The sequence below is a fragment of the Streptococcus infantis genome, from assembly GCF_047464155.1.
In the GTDB taxonomy this organism is placed as follows: Bacteria; Bacillota; Bacilli; order Lactobacillales; family Streptococcaceae; genus Streptococcus; species Streptococcus infantis_U.
Window position 1 is genome coordinate 689,327 of record NZ_JASHCL010000001.1, and the last position, 16,288, is coordinate 705,614.

11 protein-coding genes are annotated in these 16,288 nt (G+C 40.2%); 5 read left to right on the forward strand and 6 right to left on the reverse strand.

Annotated features, from left to right (window positions below):
* Window positions 1–38: 38 nt before the first annotated feature.
* The 5 genes from QM810_RS03380 to QM810_RS03400 form a co-directional block, all read right to left on the reverse strand.
* Window positions 39–7,277: an SIALI-17 repeat-containing surface protein gene (locus QM810_RS03380; RefSeq protein WP_414253854.1), complete on the reverse strand. Its 7,239-nt coding sequence runs from the start codon at window positions 7,275–7,277 to the stop codon at window positions 39–41.
* 237 nt (window positions 7,278–7,514) lie between these two features.
* A complete protein-coding gene (locus QM810_RS03385) occupies window positions 7,515–8,372 on the reverse strand; it encodes a bifunctional methylenetetrahydrofolate dehydrogenase/methenyltetrahydrofolate cyclohydrolase (protein ID WP_302851386.1) in 858 nt (285 codons plus the stop codon).
* Window positions 8,373–8,499: 127 nt separating this feature from the next.
* The gene (locus tag QM810_RS03390) at window positions 8,500–8,691 is read right to left on the reverse strand and encodes a hypothetical protein (RefSeq protein ID WP_414253855.1); all 192 of its coding nucleotides are present in this window, start codon (window positions 8,689–8,691) and stop codon (window positions 8,500–8,502) included.
* 269 nt (window positions 8,692–8,960) lie between these two features.
* Entirely contained in the window at window positions 8,961–9,695 is a 735-nt protein-coding gene (locus QM810_RS03395; protein ID WP_414253856.1) for an amino acid ABC transporter ATP-binding protein, read from the reverse strand.
* Window positions 9,695–10,378 (reverse strand): amino acid ABC transporter permease, encoded by a 684-nt coding sequence (locus tag QM810_RS03400; protein ID WP_414253857.1) that lies wholly within the window; start codon window positions 10,376–10,378, stop codon window positions 9,695–9,697. Before QM810_RS03400 ends, QM810_RS03395 begins: the two co-directional genes overlap by 1 nt.
* 205 nt (window positions 10,379–10,583) lie before the next feature.
* Here QM810_RS03400 and QM810_RS03405 point away from each other — a divergent pair, with 205 nt between their 5' ends.
* The 5 genes from QM810_RS03405 to QM810_RS03425 all read left to right on the forward strand — a co-directional run bounded on the left by QM810_RS03405 (window position 10,584) and on the right by QM810_RS03425 (window position 15,009).
* A complete protein-coding gene (locus QM810_RS03405; protein ID WP_004253825.1) occupies window positions 10,584–10,814 on the forward strand; it encodes a DUF1797 family protein in 231 nt (76 codons plus the stop codon).
* Window positions 10,815–11,054: 240 nt separating this feature from the next.
* On the forward strand, window positions 11,055–13,304 hold the full coding sequence (locus tag QM810_RS03410) for an AAA family ATPase (RefSeq protein WP_414253858.1): 2,250 nt from the start codon (window positions 11,055–11,057) through the stop codon (window positions 13,302–13,304).
* Window positions 13,305–13,393: 89 nt separating this feature from the next.
* Entirely contained in the window at window positions 13,394–13,843 is a 450-nt protein-coding gene (locus tag QM810_RS03415) for an NUDIX hydrolase (RefSeq protein ID WP_414253859.1), read from the forward strand.
* A gap of 63 nt (window positions 13,844–13,906) precedes the next feature.
* Window positions 13,907–14,206 carry a DUF1827 family protein gene (locus QM810_RS03420; protein WP_178894750.1) on the forward strand — a complete coding sequence of 100 codons (300 nt, stop codon included), beginning with the start codon at window positions 13,907–13,909 and terminating at the stop codon, window positions 14,204–14,206.
* Between the two features lie 170 nt (window positions 14,207–14,376).
* Window positions 14,377–15,009 (forward strand): GNAT family N-acetyltransferase, encoded by a 633-nt coding sequence (locus QM810_RS03425; protein ID WP_414253860.1) that lies wholly within the window; start codon window positions 14,377–14,379, stop codon window positions 15,007–15,009.
* A 45-nt stretch (window positions 15,010–15,054) separates the two neighbouring features.
* On the opposite strand, the gene metK is transcribed toward QM810_RS03425, so the two are convergent.
* Complete coding sequence (gene metK / locus QM810_RS03430; protein ID WP_414253861.1) at window positions 15,055–16,245, reverse strand: methionine adenosyltransferase; 1,191 nt, start codon at window positions 16,243–16,245, stop codon at window positions 15,055–15,057.
* Window positions 16,246–16,288: the final 43 nt, after the last annotated feature.

Sequence of the window (16,288 nt, forward strand, 5' to 3'; positions counted from 1 at the left end):
TAATGATTAGCCTTTTAAGAATAATGAGCTATGAGTCATTATTCTTCCTTGCGTTTCCCATTTAGGAATGCTGCTGATAAGGCTAGACTGAGACCTGCTAGGAAAATTGCTGTATCAGATTGACTTTCACCAGTTTCTGGAAGTCTTGCTGAGTCTGCTTTCCCTGAAGTATTTTCAAGGACTTGTGAACCCTGGGTCTGTTTAGCAGAAGCCTGAGTTTCTGAAGGTTTATCAGATAAACCTCGAATATCGGCAACAGGTTTGTCGATTGTTGGAGCTGCTTGATTCCCTGAGGTACCTAAAGGACCTGTGTATTCTGGGAGCTCGTTCTTATCTGCTTGCACAGCATTGACTCCACCCTTGAATTCAGGCACTTCATTTTTAGCGACTTCGACCCAATTAACTCCGCCCTTGAACTCTGGAACTTCATTTTTAGCGGCTTCGACCCAATTAACTCCACCCTTGAACTCTGGAACTTCAACGATTGGGGCTGCTTGGTCACCTGCAGTACCGATAAAGCCGCTATATTCTGGGACTTCTACTACTGGGGCAGGATCCTCACCTACAGTTCCAATAGGGGCTGTGTATTCTGGAATTTCAAGAACAGGAGCCGGCTCATCACCCTTGCTACTTGTAACAAGTGCTTTTACTCCTACTTCAACAATTTGATCTTTTGCATCACTTGTTTCAGTGTGAACAATTTTACGACTTGTTCCTAAAACTTCGACATAGTCTACTTTTTCTCCATTTTTGCCTTCTGATACGATACGACGTTCATCTTTAGCTAAATCACTATTCTCACGAATAATTTCCTTAAATGGAATGACAGATTTCTCAACTTCCAGACTTGGACGATCTAAGACAAGAGCTTGATCATATACTGCATGACTAGCTTCAGAACCAGCTTGGAAGTATAGACGATATTCTTTAACGAGACTACCATCTTTAGCAAGAAGTCGAACAAGTGTTGGAAGATTGTCTTGGCTTGACTCAACGACAGTCGCTACAGCATGACCACTTGTTTGGACAGTCACTTTTGGTTTCGCTCCATTTGAAGTCAATCGATATTCTGAAACAGTAGGATCAAAGTTTTCCAATGCTTTTCCAGCAACTGAAATAGTCACTGCAGGTGTTTCTGAATCACTTGCTTTAGCTGGAGAATAAGCACTAAACTCAACCATTGCGAGGCCATTAGTGGTTGATTTGCGAGTCATACGTGCGCGAATAGCGGTTGTCTGTATTGGATCAAAGGTAAATTCGATTGGTTTACCAGCCTCGATTGCGCTAGATGCCTTATAAGGAATTTCTTGCCAATTTTCTGCCTTGTTAAACGGATGATCCGCATTTTCCTCATAACGTGAAATAGTGCTTGGTTCAGAATATGTTGGTCCAACATATCTTTCGAGTACCATTGTCGCTGGTGCATCTGTACCACTGTCTTTGAAGAACTGAATGGCTACTTTTCCAACCGATTGAGGTGTAATCTGACCATTCTTCTTAAAGAGTACTCCTACAGATACCTCTTGGTCTTTTGGAGTACGAGACCAGTTGGTCCAACGTCCATCTTCATTAAATCGACCATCGTTGATATAGAAGATTCTATCATTAGAAGCGGCCTGGGTATCGTTTGTGGTAGAGGCAAAGGCTTTAGAGTCAGTCGCATTATTGCTTGCATTCTCTGAGATAACTTGATTTCCTCTTGCAAGAACTGTTACTTGCATCTTAGTTGTCAAGTCTGTTCCTAGAATATGACCAAGCACTTCAAAGGTGCCTTCTTGGTCTGTCGCATGTTCAGGGACTGCATCCCATTCTACGGCTAGTTTATCTGTCGTCCAATCTGTTTGTGATGGATAATAGACTGTCACTTCTGTAGGTAGTTGAAGCTTATCACCAACATTTAATGTCACAGCACCATTTTCTGCAGCTGCTGGTTGTGTAGATTCTTTTTCGCCATCGCGGAAGATACGGTATTCTTTCAAGATGGTTCCGTCTTCTGCCTTCAAAATGAGACGAGTTGCTCCTGTTGAACTTGTGGCAGGGACAATCGTTACTACACCATTGTTGCTAGCTGTTGCAGTGATTTCTTTACTAGTTTGAGCAATATGGTAGTCTGTCTTAGACGGATTGAAATGCTCAAGCTTTTGACCATCTACTTTGATCGTAATGTCTGAACTTGTAGCACTTGGAACCTTATTTCCTAGGATTGTAATTTCAGTCAAACCGACACCGGCAGTTCCATTTGCTTTCTTCATGCGAATACGAACTGCATAGGTCTCAACCTTGTCAAACGTAAAGTGGTTAGTTTGGCTTGCGGATAATTGTCCTGGTGCTTTGAGATGTTCAACTTCTTTCCAGTTGGCGGCATTGTTAAATGGATGCTTGGCATCTCCTTGAGCATGATTGACATCAGTTGGCAGATCTGGAATTTCTTGACCAACATAGTATTCGATGACATATTCTTTTGGAAGTCCGATTGCACCATCTGTGTAGAAATCAACTGAGAGATTATCGACAAAGCGTTTGGTTAAATCTCCTGAATTACCAAACAAGATAGATGCCCAATCATCATCTGTGCCTGTTTGCCATGTAGTCCATCGATTCTTGACATCTGTATTAGCTCTTGAAACTGTCAAGTCGTTCAAAGTATTCGCCGAATCATCCCCACCAGTATTGGATACGATAGCTGCTGGCAATTGAGAACCTGTCCATTGTTTCGAAATATTATTTCCTGCAACAACTTGACTGGAAACACGCACATGAGCCTTGGTAGTCAAATGACTTCCAACCAATTGACCTTTGATTTCAAAGATTCCTTCAGTTTGGCTAAAGTTGGCTGGAACCTTGTCCCAAACGACATCTTTATAAACAGTTGTTCCATTAGAATGGTAGGCGCGTACATTAGCTGGCAATTGAACAGTTTCACCTTTAGGAAGAGTGAGACTGATTTCTTCTGCGACCTGCAAACCTTCAACAGTCACATTTGCAGTAGCTTCAATGTCTGTACCTTCTACATGACCTTTAAGGGTAAAGCTATGATAGCTAGAGAGTTCTTTTGCATCTACCTTGTCCCAAGTTACAGCTACCTTACGAGGCAAACCTTGGTCAAATTCTGCTCCGATTTGATCAGGCAAATTTGGTTGCTGATTGATATCTGTAGAGATTGAAACAGGATGAAGCTTAACAATTTTCTTTTCTGCTTTATTTTCTTTGATGACCACTACAGTGGCTACAGATTGTGTCTTATCAGATTGATTGTCAATACGAGGAGTGAGGGTTACACTACCTTTCTTATAAAGAAGCAAGTTCTGTCCGTTTACTTCAAGATGTCCACCATCAGTAGAGCTAGCATCCAAGTGAATATCTGATGCTGAAAATTCACTCTGCGAACCATCTTCGTAATGTCCAATGACATGATAAGGGAGGACTTGATCTTCTGTTGCATTTTCTTTACCTTCTACACTTACTTCCAAGCGTGTCAAGTCAGGGGCTTCCTTCACGAATTGAATCAAATAAGTTTGAACCAAATCACCCTTTTGGTTACTCAAGAACACAGAAGCCTGATAATCATTAGCAGCCGAAGCCTGTTGAACTGTTACTTGGTAGCCAGTAGTTTGTGCACCCACACTTGGAATCTCAGCACTGTAAGGAAGGGTTACTCGGTAATAGGTCTTTCCAGATTCAAAGTCAGCAAGAGCCTTGTCACCAACAGTGAGACCTGTAACAGTGCTTTCGGTTTCCTGATTACTTGCGATAAAGGTCGCTTTCACCTCATAGTCATTACCTACTAATTTACCAGTTGCTTCAGTACGTCCACCTTCTTTGGTCAAGGCAGATGGATCTTTCAAGGTCCAAGAAACAACATCCGCATCAACTAAGTTCCCGTCTGATAAAACAGCTGTCACAGTCTTATCCAAATCTTCTACGCTTGTACCAACAGGAACGGTTGCAACTTTAGGTAACCACTTATCAAGGGCAATAACTTTAACAAGGGCTTCAGCCTTGGATTCGATACCTTCCACACTACCTAGGACTTTTTTCGCACCAGCACTTGCACGGAGATTGTCTGGAATATCCCAAGTCACTGTTTTTTCTTCGACACTACCATCGCTATAAATAGCTGTCACAGTTTCTGGCAATTTAGGATTTTCACTGACATCAGTAGTTGCCTTTACAGGGGCAAAAGAGACAAAGTGGCGATTTTCTTTCTTGCCTGAAACGGTTGTCACTGTTGCTTGATCAGAAGCTAAACCTGCAGAATCCGCATATAAGGTGAATTTCCCTTCTTTTTCAGTAGATTTTACAATGACAACACCTTTACCATTGAAGGCTTTTCTTTGCCATGTACCATCTTTCTGAGCTTTGTAGCGTTCACGACTAGCTTGTTCTCCATTGTCCACACCAACGATTTGCCCTTGCCCATGAAGATTGAAATGAACAAGATTATTTGCAGTTGGCACAACATTGCCATCTTCATCAACAATTTCATAATGGATGTAAGACAAATCTTTACCGTCTGCAGTAATAACATGTTCTTCCTTAGTGAGGCGAACTCTAGCAGGTTCTCCTGCTGTTGTTACACTATCACGCGCAATTTCTTTACCATTTTCATCACGAGCAATAGCAGTCAAGGTGCCTGGTTTATATTCCACCAACCACTCAAGATACAATTCACCAGGGTTAGCACCTTCATGATAAGGTCGACCATCCGCAGTGGTTTTCTTGGTGAATTCTTTCTTGCCGAGAGTCTGGTTGTTCAACAATAATTCTACACTAGCAGCGTTTGAGAAGGTCCGTACAGGAACCTTGCCATTGACCAGCATATTGCGTTCTCTAAGTGTCTCATCTGTCCAATTCCAGTGAGGCATGATACGAACGGTTGGTTTTTCTTTGGCACTATACCATTCACTACGGTAGAGATAGAAATCATTCTTAGGCAAACCAGCCGTATCGATAATACCGAAGAATGAGCTTTTCACTGGTGTATTGTCCTGGTTATGCCAAGGTGTTGGTTCACCGATATAGTCAAAACCAGTCCAGATGAACTGACCTGCATATCCGGCACGATCACGGTCGAAAGTCCAAGACTCAGTAGCTGTTCTACCCCATCCAACACGGTCATTTCCATAGTCAGATTGTTCATAATGACGATTACGACGATTGTCATGACTGAGTAAATGAGCAGGGTCAAAGTAGGAATCACGAGTTCGAGTTGCTGAAGAAGTTTCTGAACCGTAGATTAACCAATCTGGATGAGCTTTACGAACAGCATCATAGTTCCGTTCCCCATAGTTCATACCGACAGCATCCATGATTGCTGCCAATTTTAAGAACTCTCCTGTAGACCGACTACTGAATTTATTTTCACCCATGGTTACATAGCGTTCTGTATCGATAGCTTTGATGACAGCTTTCAAGCGCTTAGCTGTTTCTAAAGAGCGCTCACCACCATCTGCTTCATCCACTTCGTTACCGAGTGACCACATGACGATGGATGGATTATTTTTATCTCGTTCGACCATGGTTCTGAGGTCAAAATCAGACCATTTTTCACCCTTCTTAGCTTCTGGGTGAGTTGCATCTTGGTCAAAGAAACGTCCATAGTCATACGTTTTCTTGCCACGATACCAAGTATCAAAGGCTTCTTCTTGGACCAAAAGTCCTAGATTTGCTGCAGCGTCGAGCAACTGTGGACTTGCTGGGTTATGGGTTGTACGGATAGAGTTAACTCCCATATCTTTCAGGAGTTTTAATTTACGATAGGTTGCCTTGTAGTTTTCTTCTGCTCCCAAGGCTCCATTGTCATGGTGAATACTAACCCCATGGAATTTCATTCTCTCACCGTTAAGAGAGAAGCCATCCTTGGCTGTCCAGTTGAAATAACGATAACCAAAAGTATCTTCTGTTACATCAACTAGCTGACCTTCATTGTAAACCTTTGTTTTTAGAACATAGAGCTGAGGATGGTAACTTTTTGTTGTCCAGAGGGTTGGCTTGTTAACCAAAATTGTTTGCTTAAAGTCTGCTGTCTCATTTCCTGACAAATTCTTAGTTACAGAACGAACTAAATCTGAAACAGCCTTACCTTCCTTGGTGAAAATCTGTTGCTCTACAAATACCTTGGCTAGAGTTTTGGCAGTGTTTTTAATCTTGCTTTGGATTTGTGTTTCAACATTGCCATCTTTTTGTTCAGCTAATTTTGGAGTTGTAATATGATTTCCATTTTCAGCCACTTGTACCTTTTCACGATAGCTCAGCGTCACATCACGATAGATACCACTTCCTGAATACCAACGACTACTTGGCTGTTTATTGGTAACTTGGACAGCAATGGTATTTTCACTACCATCTTTAGTTAAAAATTCAGTGATGTCGTATGAAAAATGATTGTAACCACTAGGATAATGGCCTACAAATTTACCATTGACATAGACCTTAGAGTCCATGTAAACTCCATCAAAATTGATACGAACATCTTTGCCCTTTGCAGCTTCATCTACAGTGAAAGTCTTACGATACCAAGCAGTACCCCCGTTTAATTGGCCACCTTCATTTCGGGCAGGAGACTTATGATCAAAATCAAAATAAATACTCCAGTCATGAGGAAGGTTCAACTTAGACCAATCATGAACATCTACATCTTTCTTAGAAAAATCACCCTGAGAATTTAATTTAAAGTACCAGTCTTTGTTGAAATTTTGTTTTCTTTCCTGTAAAAGTTGGTCTTCTTTTTCTTTCTCCTTAGTGACTTGAGGTAATGCTGTTGCAGAAGTATTTTCTTCCTTAACTTTATCACTAGTTACTGGTTTATTCTGATTAGCTTCAGTAGCATGTTCTTCCAAAACTGCTGGCTTTTCAGAACTAGCTTCTGAAACTGTAGGCGCTTTTTCATCCACTGCAGTTGCTGGTTTTTCAGCTTTATCTTCCTTAGGACTAACTACTTCCGCTTTCTTTTCTTCCTTAGGACTTGTTACCTCAGGCTCTTTTTCTTCCGTTGCTGGTTTTGCGGGTTCAACCGCATCATTTTCTTCTTTTTCAGTAGCCTTATCTTGTGGGCCATTTTGCTCAGCTTTTGCAATGGCTGCAGCTAGATCATCTGGAAGTTTATCTAAAGGTTGAACTTGATGAATTGTTTCTTCACTGGTACTTGACGTTTCAGTTTCAGCTGCTTGCGCTACCTGAAGACCAAAAATACTAGCTCCAATCATAACTGAAACCGCACCAATTGCAAACTTACGAATACTAAAATGACACCGTTTTTCAAAAAATCTCTTATCCATTATGGTTCCTTTCTAAGTTATAGTAAGCGATTACATTTTTCTTCAAAAAATAAACCTCCCTCTAGACGCTTACTTATTTTTGCATATACATATTGATGTTTTTAATATATCAAAATAGTAGAACTTTTTCAATAATTTGTAGAAGTTTTACTGGAATTTTAGTAGAAATCGAGCAAAAAAAAGCAAGCCCTTTTTAGAACTTGCTCTTTAAATACCTATTAATGATTGTACTCGAGATTAATCTTTATCCAGCGTTCTTAAAGCAGCCTGATAAGTCTGCTCCATCAGCATGGTAATGGTCATAGGTCCTACTCCACCAGGTACAGGTGTAATATGGCTAGCGACTGGGGCTACAGAATCGTAGTCAACATCTCCACAGAGTTTGCCATTTTCATCTCTGTTCATCCCCACATCAATGACAACTGCCCCAGATTTGACAAAATCAGTAGTCACGAACTTAGCACGACCGATTGCTACTACAAGAATATCAGCTCTAGAAGCTATTTGGGCTAGATTGTGAGTGCGAGAGTGGGTCAAGGTTACAGTTGCATTTTTAGCCAACAGCAACTGGGCCATTGGTTTTCCAACGATATTTGAACGACCAATAACTACTGCATTTTTACCTTCTAAGTCAATCCCATACTCATGAAACATCTCCATAATCCCTGCTGGAGTTGAAGGAATCATCACTGGGTGACCAGACCAAAGACGCCCCATGTTGAGCGGATGAAAACCATCTACATCCTTTTCAGGGTCAATAGCCAATAAAACTGCCTCTTCATCGATGTGTTTTGGCAATGGCAACTGGACTAAGATTCCATGCCATGCTGGATCTTGGTTGTATTTGGCAATCAACTCCAATAATTCTTCTTGAGTAATGGTTTCCGGAACACGTACAACTTCACTTTGGAAGCCTGCAGCTATTGCTGAACGTTCCTTGTTACGAACGTAAACCTGACTGGCTGGATTTTCTCCCACTAAAATAACCACCAAACCAGGAACCAAACCTGTCTCTTCCTTTAATTTGGCTGTTTTTTCAGCCAACTGTCCCTGTAGCTTGGCTGCTAAAGCCTTCCCATCAATAATCTGTGTCATGTATTTTCTCTTTTCTAACAAATATCCTCTATTATAACAAAAAATCGTTCTGCATTCTAACACTTCTTACCTAAGATACCCTATAGTCTGAGACTATAAGAAAAAGCCCTTAGATTATTCTAAGGGATTAAATTTCAAATAGTTTAAGTTCAGAGTCACTAAGCTCTTTAAATTCTTTACCTGTTTTTTTAAGATATTCATTTATTTTTCCAAGGTTATACGTTATAGGTTCTGGCTTGACTCCATTTGGTAAACCAACCAGCCCATCAAGCTCCATTAATGATTTGTTCTTAATTGCGTTTAAAGTTGTCTCAGTCATGTGACTTCCTGCCCTCCCTTAACCTTGATTTAATTATAAATCATTCTATGCTTCAATACAACTAAGAACAAACTGCATCCGATAGATATTCAAAATCCTGATTCACAATATTTTGTTCACTTTAATCTATCAATAGTTTTTAAATAATATCTTTGTGACTATAGAAGTATACATATTTTCCTATTCTACTTACAGAGATGGAACTTCGAAATTAATGTTTCAAGACCAAGTAAAAAAGCTCCCTTGGAGCTTTTCTAATAAACGATATTTTACAAAACCTTACTCAAGAAATCCTTGGTTCTTTGTTCTTGTGTTTGGTCAAAAATTTGCTCTGGACTTCCATCCTCGACAACTACACCGTCAGCCATAAAGATGACACGGTCTGCTACTTCACGTGCAAAGCCCATCTCATGTGTTACGATGACCATGGTCATACCTGACTTGGCAAGTTCTTGCATAACTGCTAGTACTTCTCCTACCATTTCTGGGTCTAAAGCAGAAGTTGGTTCATCAAATAGCAAAACATCTGGCTCCATAGCAAGACCACGCGCAATAGCGATACGCTGTTGTTGCCCGCCCGACAAGCTTTGTGGATAGGCATTTGCCTTATCTGGCAACCCAACCTTTTCCAAGAGCTCAAGCGCTCTCTTCTCAGCCACTTCCTTACTTTCTCCCTTAGTCTTAATCGGAGAAAGTGTAATGTTATCCATGACTGTCATATTCGGGAAGAGATTGAACTGTTGGAAAACCATTCCCATCTTTTCGCGCATGGCAAAAAGGTCATTTTTCTTATCCGTAATGTCAACACCCTCAAAGATAACCTTTCCTTTTGTAGCTTCTTCAAGGAGATTCATCGAGCGAAGGAGGGTTGACTTACCGCTACCAGATGGTCCAATAATGACCACTACTTCCCCTTTTTTGATTTCAAGATCAATCCCTTTTAAAACTTCATTTTTTCCAAAGCTTTTATGAAGGTTTTCGATTTTTATAAGTGTTTCAGTCATTATTTTTTATCTCCTTGTCCCATACGATTTTCAAAAGCTTTCAAGGCTACTGTCAAGATAGATGTCATAATTAAGTAGTAAAAAGCTGCAAATAGAAGTGGAGTCAATGGTAGATATGTGGTTGTTGACACTGTAGTAGCTCCATTCCATAACTCCATAACCCCGATAGCTGACAAGAGCGAGCTATCCTTGATAATGGTAATAAACTCATTCCCCAAGGCTGGTAAAATATTCTTGATAGCCTGTGGTAAAATGACATAGCGCATAGCATTTTTAGGGCGAATACCTAGTGAATAGGCTGCTTCTAGTTGTCCTTTTGGCACTGCATTAATCCCAGCACGAACAGTTTCTGATACATAGGCACCACTATTCATAGAGATAATGATAATCCCTGGGATCAAACGAGTAAGATCAACATCTAAAATCCCAATTTGAATCGTTGGAGCACTAATATGCATCAGGGCAAAAGCAATCATAATCTGCACCATCATCGGTGTCCCACGGAAGACCCAGATATATAGATTAGCCAACCAGGTAAGTGGTTTAATCTTTGAACGTTGTGCAAAGGCCAACAGCACTCCTAGAATGGTCCCCAAGAAGACCACCAAGATAGATATGATAATTGTTACAACGGCACCATAGTTAAAATACGGTAGATATTTCGGTAAAAAAGAAAAATTCATGGATACTCTACTTTCTATTTTTAATATTTAAACTCAAAACTTGTATAAGTATAACATATTTTGCATAAAAATTCAACATTTTCTCCTAATATTTTCAATAAATTTTCAAAGACGATAGAAATAGCGAGAAATCTTAGTTTTTTTCTAGTCAAGTGGAGTCTGTTTATGGTAAAATAGTAAAGATAAGAAATGGAGGAGAATCAAAATGGAATCACATTTGGTTAGAATCATCAATCGCTTAGAAGCAATGACTAAAGATGGTGGTAATTTAAAACGTAACTTTGAGCGCGAAGGAGTTGTTGTCGCAGAGGTTGCTTTTAACCACGACGAAGAAAATGGACCACTTTTCACACTTCGTGACGTTGAAGCTCGTGAAACATATACATTTGATAGCATCGACCTCATTGCGATGGAAATCTACGAACTTTTATACTAATAGTTGAATATGGGCTGGAGAATACTCCTGCTTTGACCAATGAAAATCCTTTTTGCATGACAAATGGGATTTTTATTTTTATCACTAAAGTCTAGTAAGAATTGCCTGGAATGTTTAATTGTAACAAGCAATCTTTTTGCTTGCTTTCCCCTTTAATCATGATATAATGAGACTAAAGAACTTTGACTATTTTTGACCTTTCTATTTTAGTCAAAGCCAAGAAAGAAACGAGGTAGAGGTATGCTCTGTCAAAATTGTAAAATCAATGACTCAACGATCCATCTTTACACTAATCTTAATGGGCAACAAAAGCAAATCGATCTTTGCCAAAATTGCTACAAAATTATCAAAACAGATCCTAACAATAGCTTGTTCAAAGGCATTACAGATTTAAACAATCGTGATTTTGATCCATTTGGAGACTTCTTTAACGACCTGAACAACTTTAGACCTTCTTCTAATAATAATGTTCCTCCAACCCAGTCAGGTGGCGGATACGGTGGTAATGGGGGTTATGGTTCTCAAAATCGTGGACCAGCTCAAACACCTCCTCCTAGCCAAGAAAAGGGCCTCTTGGATGAGTATGGTATCAATATAACTGAGATTGCCCGTCGTGGAAATGTCGACCCAGTTATCGGCCGTGACGAAGAAATCATCCGTGTCATTGAAATCCTCAACCGCAGAACTAAAAACAACCCAGTACTGATTGGGGAGCCTGGTGTTGGTAAGACAGCAGTTGTCGAAGGCTTAGCACAGAAAATTGTAGACGGTGATGTTCCCCACAAACTTCAAGGGAAAGAAGTCATCCGCCTAGATGTCGTGAGTCTTGTTCAAGGTACAGGTATCCGAGGCCAGTTCGAAGAGCGCATGCAAAAACTCATGGAAGAAATCCGTGAGCGCAAAGATGTCATCCTCTTTATCGACGAAATTCACGAAATTGTCGGTGCTGGTTCTGCTGGAGATGGAAATATGGATGCAGGAAACATCCTCAAACCAGCCCTATCTCGTGGCGAACTTCAGTTAGTGGGTGCTACTACCCTCAATGAATACCGCATCATCGAAAAGGATGCAGCCCTTGAACGTCGTATGCAGCCAGTCAAGGTTGATGAACCAACTGTTGAAGAAACCATTATTATCCTGAAAGGTATTCAAAAGAAATACGAAGATTACCATCATGTTCATTATACTGAGGGAGCTATCGAAGCAGCTGCTACTCTATCTAATCGCTACATCCAAGATCGTTTCTTGCCGGATAAGGCCATTGACCTCCTAGATGAAGCTGGTTCTAAAATGAACTTAACCTTAAATTTTGTGGATCCAAAGGTCATCGACCAACGTTTAATCGAAGCGGAAAATCTCAAGGCACAAGCAACCCGCGATGAAGACTTTGAAAAAGCAGCCTACTTCCGTGACCAGATTGCTAAATATAAGGAAATGCAAAAGACCAAGGTAACGGATCAGGATACTCCAATCATCAGTGAAAAGACGATTGAACACATCATTGAACAAAAGACCAATATTCCGGTTGGTGATTTGAAAGAAAAAGAACAGTCTCAACTTATCAATCTAGCAGACGACCTCAAGGCTCATGTCATTGGTCAAGATGATGCAGTTGATAAGATTGCCAAGGCAATTCGTCGTAATCGTGTTGGTCTAGGCACTCCAAACCGTCCAATTGGTAGCTTCCTCTTTGTTGGTCCTACTGGAGTCGGTAAAACAGAACTTTCTAAACAACTAGCTATCGAACTCTTTGGCTCTGCTGACAGCATGATTCGCTTTGATATGAGTGAATACATGGAAAAACACAGTGTTGCTAAACTGGTCGGTGCTCCTCCAGGTTATGTTGGCTATGATGAAGCTGGTCAATTGACTGAAAAGGTCCGTCGTAATCCATACTCACTGATCCTCCTAGATGAAGTTGAAAAAGCCCATCCAGATGTTATGCATATGTTCCTTCAAGTATTGGATGATGGTCGTTTAACGGATGGGCAAGGTCGTACCGTTAGCTTTAAAGACGCCATCATAATCATGACCTCAAATGCAGGTACAGGAAAAGCTGAAGCAAGCGTCGGATTTGGTGCTACTCGAGAAGGCCGTACCAACTCTGTCCTTGGAGAATTAGGCAACTTCTTTAGCCCAGAATTCATGAACCGCTTTGATGGTATTATCGAATTTAAAGCCCTCAGCAAGGAAAATCTCCTTCAAATCGTTGACCTTATGTTGGACGATGTGAATAAACGTCTCTCAAGTAATAACATCCATTTAGATGTAACAAATAAGGTTAAAGAAAAACTTGTAGACCTTGGTTACGATCCAAAAATGGGAGCTCGTCCACTCCGTCGTACCATCCAAGACTATATCGAAGATGCCATTACAGACTACTACCTTGAAAATCCAAGTGAAAAAGACCTCAAGGCAGTCATGACAAGTAAAGGTAAAATCGTGATTAAGTCCAAAAATAAAACGGAAACGGTCGAGTCAAACTACTAGTTCCTCACATACAAAAGAATGTTCTTGCTTGACAGTGAGAGCATTCTTTACTATTATAGAAAGAAAGCGCACTCACGAAGGAGAAATTTATGGCAAATCCAACATTTGGAGACAAAAAAGAGGGAGTAACCTACAAAAATAGATATGGCGTTTATGCAGTCATACCAGATGCAAACCATGAAAAGATTATCCTCGTACAAGCTCCAAATGGTGCATGGTTCTTACCAGGGGGAGAAATTGAAGAAGGTGAAAACCACCTTGAAGCTCTCAAGCGAGAATTGATTGAAGAATTAGGATTTACAGCTGAAATTGGCACCTACTACGGACAAGCGGATGAATATTTCTATTCCAGCCATCGTGATACCTACTACTACAATCCAGCCTATCTCTACGAAGCCACTTCTTACCAAGAAATTCAAAAACCTCTCGAAGACTTCAATCATCTAGCTTGGTTCCCAGTCGATGAAGCTATTACTAACTTAAAACGTGGAAGTCACAAATGGGCAATCAAAGCTTGGAAAAAACAACATCAAATTTAAACTATCTTTACCAAATTTCTCAAAAAGTGCTATAATAGACATAGAAATACAGGAGGAAACCCTATGAAGCTTATCAATACTACAAATTCACACTCGCAACTTGTTAAAAGTCAGCTAGAAAGCACTGACGCAACGCTTGTAGAGGTTTATTCTGCGGGAAATACAGATGTTATTTTTACTCAGGCTCCGCTTCATTACGAAATCCTCATTTCCAATAAACATCGTGCAATCCGTGAAAAAGAAATTGAGAAAATCCAAGAATTCTTTTTAAATCGTAAAATTGATAAACAAGCTGTTGATGAAGCAAATATCAAAACCCTCTATTCTGATAAATTGATTGAAATTTCAATTCCTACAAAATAGAATTAATCTACCCTACAGATAAAACTGCGGGGTTTTTTAATACCTTTTCTTGTTTATGTCTTCAAAAAATTATTGTAGTTAAAGCTTTTTTGTGAATTTTTCACATTTTAATCGAAAAATGAGAGAAATTTCGTTATAATAGTTAGAGAGAGAAAATGAAGGAGTATGATATGAAAGAAATAGTATATAGAGAAGCCAGGCTAGATGAACACCAAAAAATCGGGAAAGTATTGGCTGGAGCCTTTATGGACTACCCTTTCATGACTCTTATCAAAGATGATTTAAAGAAACCAGAATATTACCCAGCATTCTTAGAATTGTTATATAGCCTTTTGACCAGACTCTACATCAAAGGAGAGACCTGTCTAGTCGCTGAACGAGATGGGGAAATCCTGGCTATCGCACTTCTACAACAAAAGGATTTTTCCATCTTATCTTATTTGTTGAATGGGATTATCAAGCTTTTCCGCTTTATTACCCCCCGCAATCTCTTGAAATATCTTGATTTAGTCGATCGCTCTGAACAACATTTGAAAAAATCTGGGAACTTTGATTGGTATTTGATGATGTTAGGAGTCAACGCTTCAATCCAAAACCAAGGAATCGGGAGTGAATTCCTACAAGAAGGTGTTGAACCCTATCTTAAAGCCAAAGGTTGCAAACGTCTAGGCTTAATCACCAGCACTGAGAAAAATGTGTGTTTCTATGAAAAAAACAAGTATGAATTACTGGATTCCATGATATTAGACTACGGAACAAAGTCAATTGGAAACTGGGCTTTTGTAAAAATACTAGATAAGTAATTATAAACTAAAAAAGATTGGTCCTTAGACCAATCTTTTTTTATGTTACTTAACAGCTTCTTTCAAGGCTTCTACCTTGTCCAAGCGTTCCCATGGAAGATCAATATCTGTACGCCCCATATGTCCATAGGCCGCTGTTTGACGGTAGATGGGACGTTTGAGATCCAGCATTTGGATGATTCCTGCTGGGCGAAGGTCAAAGATTTGACGCGCTGCTGCTTCTAATTTGCTTTCAGCGACTGTTCCCGTACCGAAGGTATCGATACGAACAGATACTGGATGAGCCACCCCAATTGCGTAAGCCAATTGCACTTCAGCTTTCTTAGCAAGACCTGCAGCAACAATGTTTTTAGCAATGTAGCGAGCTGCATAAGAAGCAGAACGGTCCACCTTAGTCGCATCCTTACCAGAGAAGGCACCACCACCGTGACGTGAATAACCACCATAGGTATCCACGATGATTTTACGACCAGTCAAACCTGAATCTCCTTGAGGTCCTCCGATAACGAAACGACCTGTTGGATTGATAAAGTATTTAGTCTCATCATCTAGGTAAGAAGCTGGAATGACTTCTTTGATAACCTTGTTAATCACATCTTCATGGATTTGCTCATTTTTCACTTCTGGATCATGTTGGGTTGAAATAACAACTGTATCCACGCGCACTGGACGGTCATTTTCATCATACTCAACAGTGACCTGTGATTTGGCATCTGGACGAAGATAGCTAATCTCACCAGACTTACGAAGCTCTGCTAAACGACGAACCAATTTGTGACTGAGTGAAATTGGCAATGGCATGAGTTCTTCTGTTTCATCCACCGCAAAACCAAACATGAGACCTTGGTCTCCAGCTCCAATCAAGTCAAGTGGATCTTGATCTGCGTTTCCACGAACTTCCAAGGCTTCATTAACCCCTTGGGCAATATCAGGAGATTGTTCTACCAAAGATGGGTGAACTCCAACCGTCTCCGCAGAAAAACCGTACTCAGTATTGGTATAACCAATCTCTGCAATGGTATCACGAACTACTCGGTTAATATCGACATAAGCATTTGTTGAAATTTCACCGAAAACATGTACGGAACCAGTATAAACAGCTGTTTCAGCAGCCACGTGTGCTTCTGGATCTTGCTCTAAAATAGCATCCAAGATAGCATCTGAAATTTGGTCTGCAATCTTATCTGGATGCCCCTCAGATACAGATTCAGACGTGAATAATTTACGTTCTGACATAAAAATGTCCCCCCTTAAAAAATATTCGTTATAGAGTTACAAA

Coding starts and splice junctions, on each gene's coding strand:
- QM810_RS03415 (WP_414253859.1), top strand. CDS start 13,394: ATGGCAAATCCAACATTTGGAGACAAAAAAGAGGGAGTAACCTACAAA.
- QM810_RS03410 (WP_414253858.1), top strand. CDS start 11,055: ATGCTCTGTCAAAATTGTAAAATCAATGACTCAACGATCCATCTTTAC.
- QM810_RS03385 (WP_302851386.1), bottom strand. CDS start 8,372: ATGACACAGATTATTGATGGGAAGGCTTTAGCAGCCAAGCTACAGGGA.
- QM810_RS03420 (WP_178894750.1), top strand. CDS start 13,907: ATGAAGCTTATCAATACTACAAATTCACACTCGCAACTTGTTAAAAGT.
- QM810_RS03395 (WP_414253856.1), bottom strand. CDS start 9,695: ATGACTGAAACACTTATAAAAATCGAAAACCTTCATAAAAGCTTTGGA.
- QM810_RS03390 (WP_414253855.1), bottom strand. CDS start 8,691: ATGACTGAGACAACTTTAAACGCAATTAAGAACAAATCATTAATGGAG.
- QM810_RS03405 (WP_004253825.1), top strand. CDS start 10,584: ATGGAATCACATTTGGTTAGAATCATCAATCGCTTAGAAGCAATGACT.
- QM810_RS03380 (WP_414253854.1), bottom strand. CDS start 7,277: ATGGATAAGAGATTTTTTGAAAAACGGTGTCATTTTAGTATTCGTAAG.
- QM810_RS03425 (WP_414253860.1), top strand. CDS start 14,377: ATGAAAGAAATAGTATATAGAGAAGCCAGGCTAGATGAACACCAAAAA.
- metK (WP_414253861.1), bottom strand. CDS start 16,245: ATGTCAGAACGTAAATTATTCACGTCTGAATCTGTATCTGAGGGGCAT.
- QM810_RS03400 (WP_414253857.1), bottom strand. CDS start 10,378: ATGAATTTTTCTTTTTTACCGAAATATCTACCGTATTTTAACTATGGT.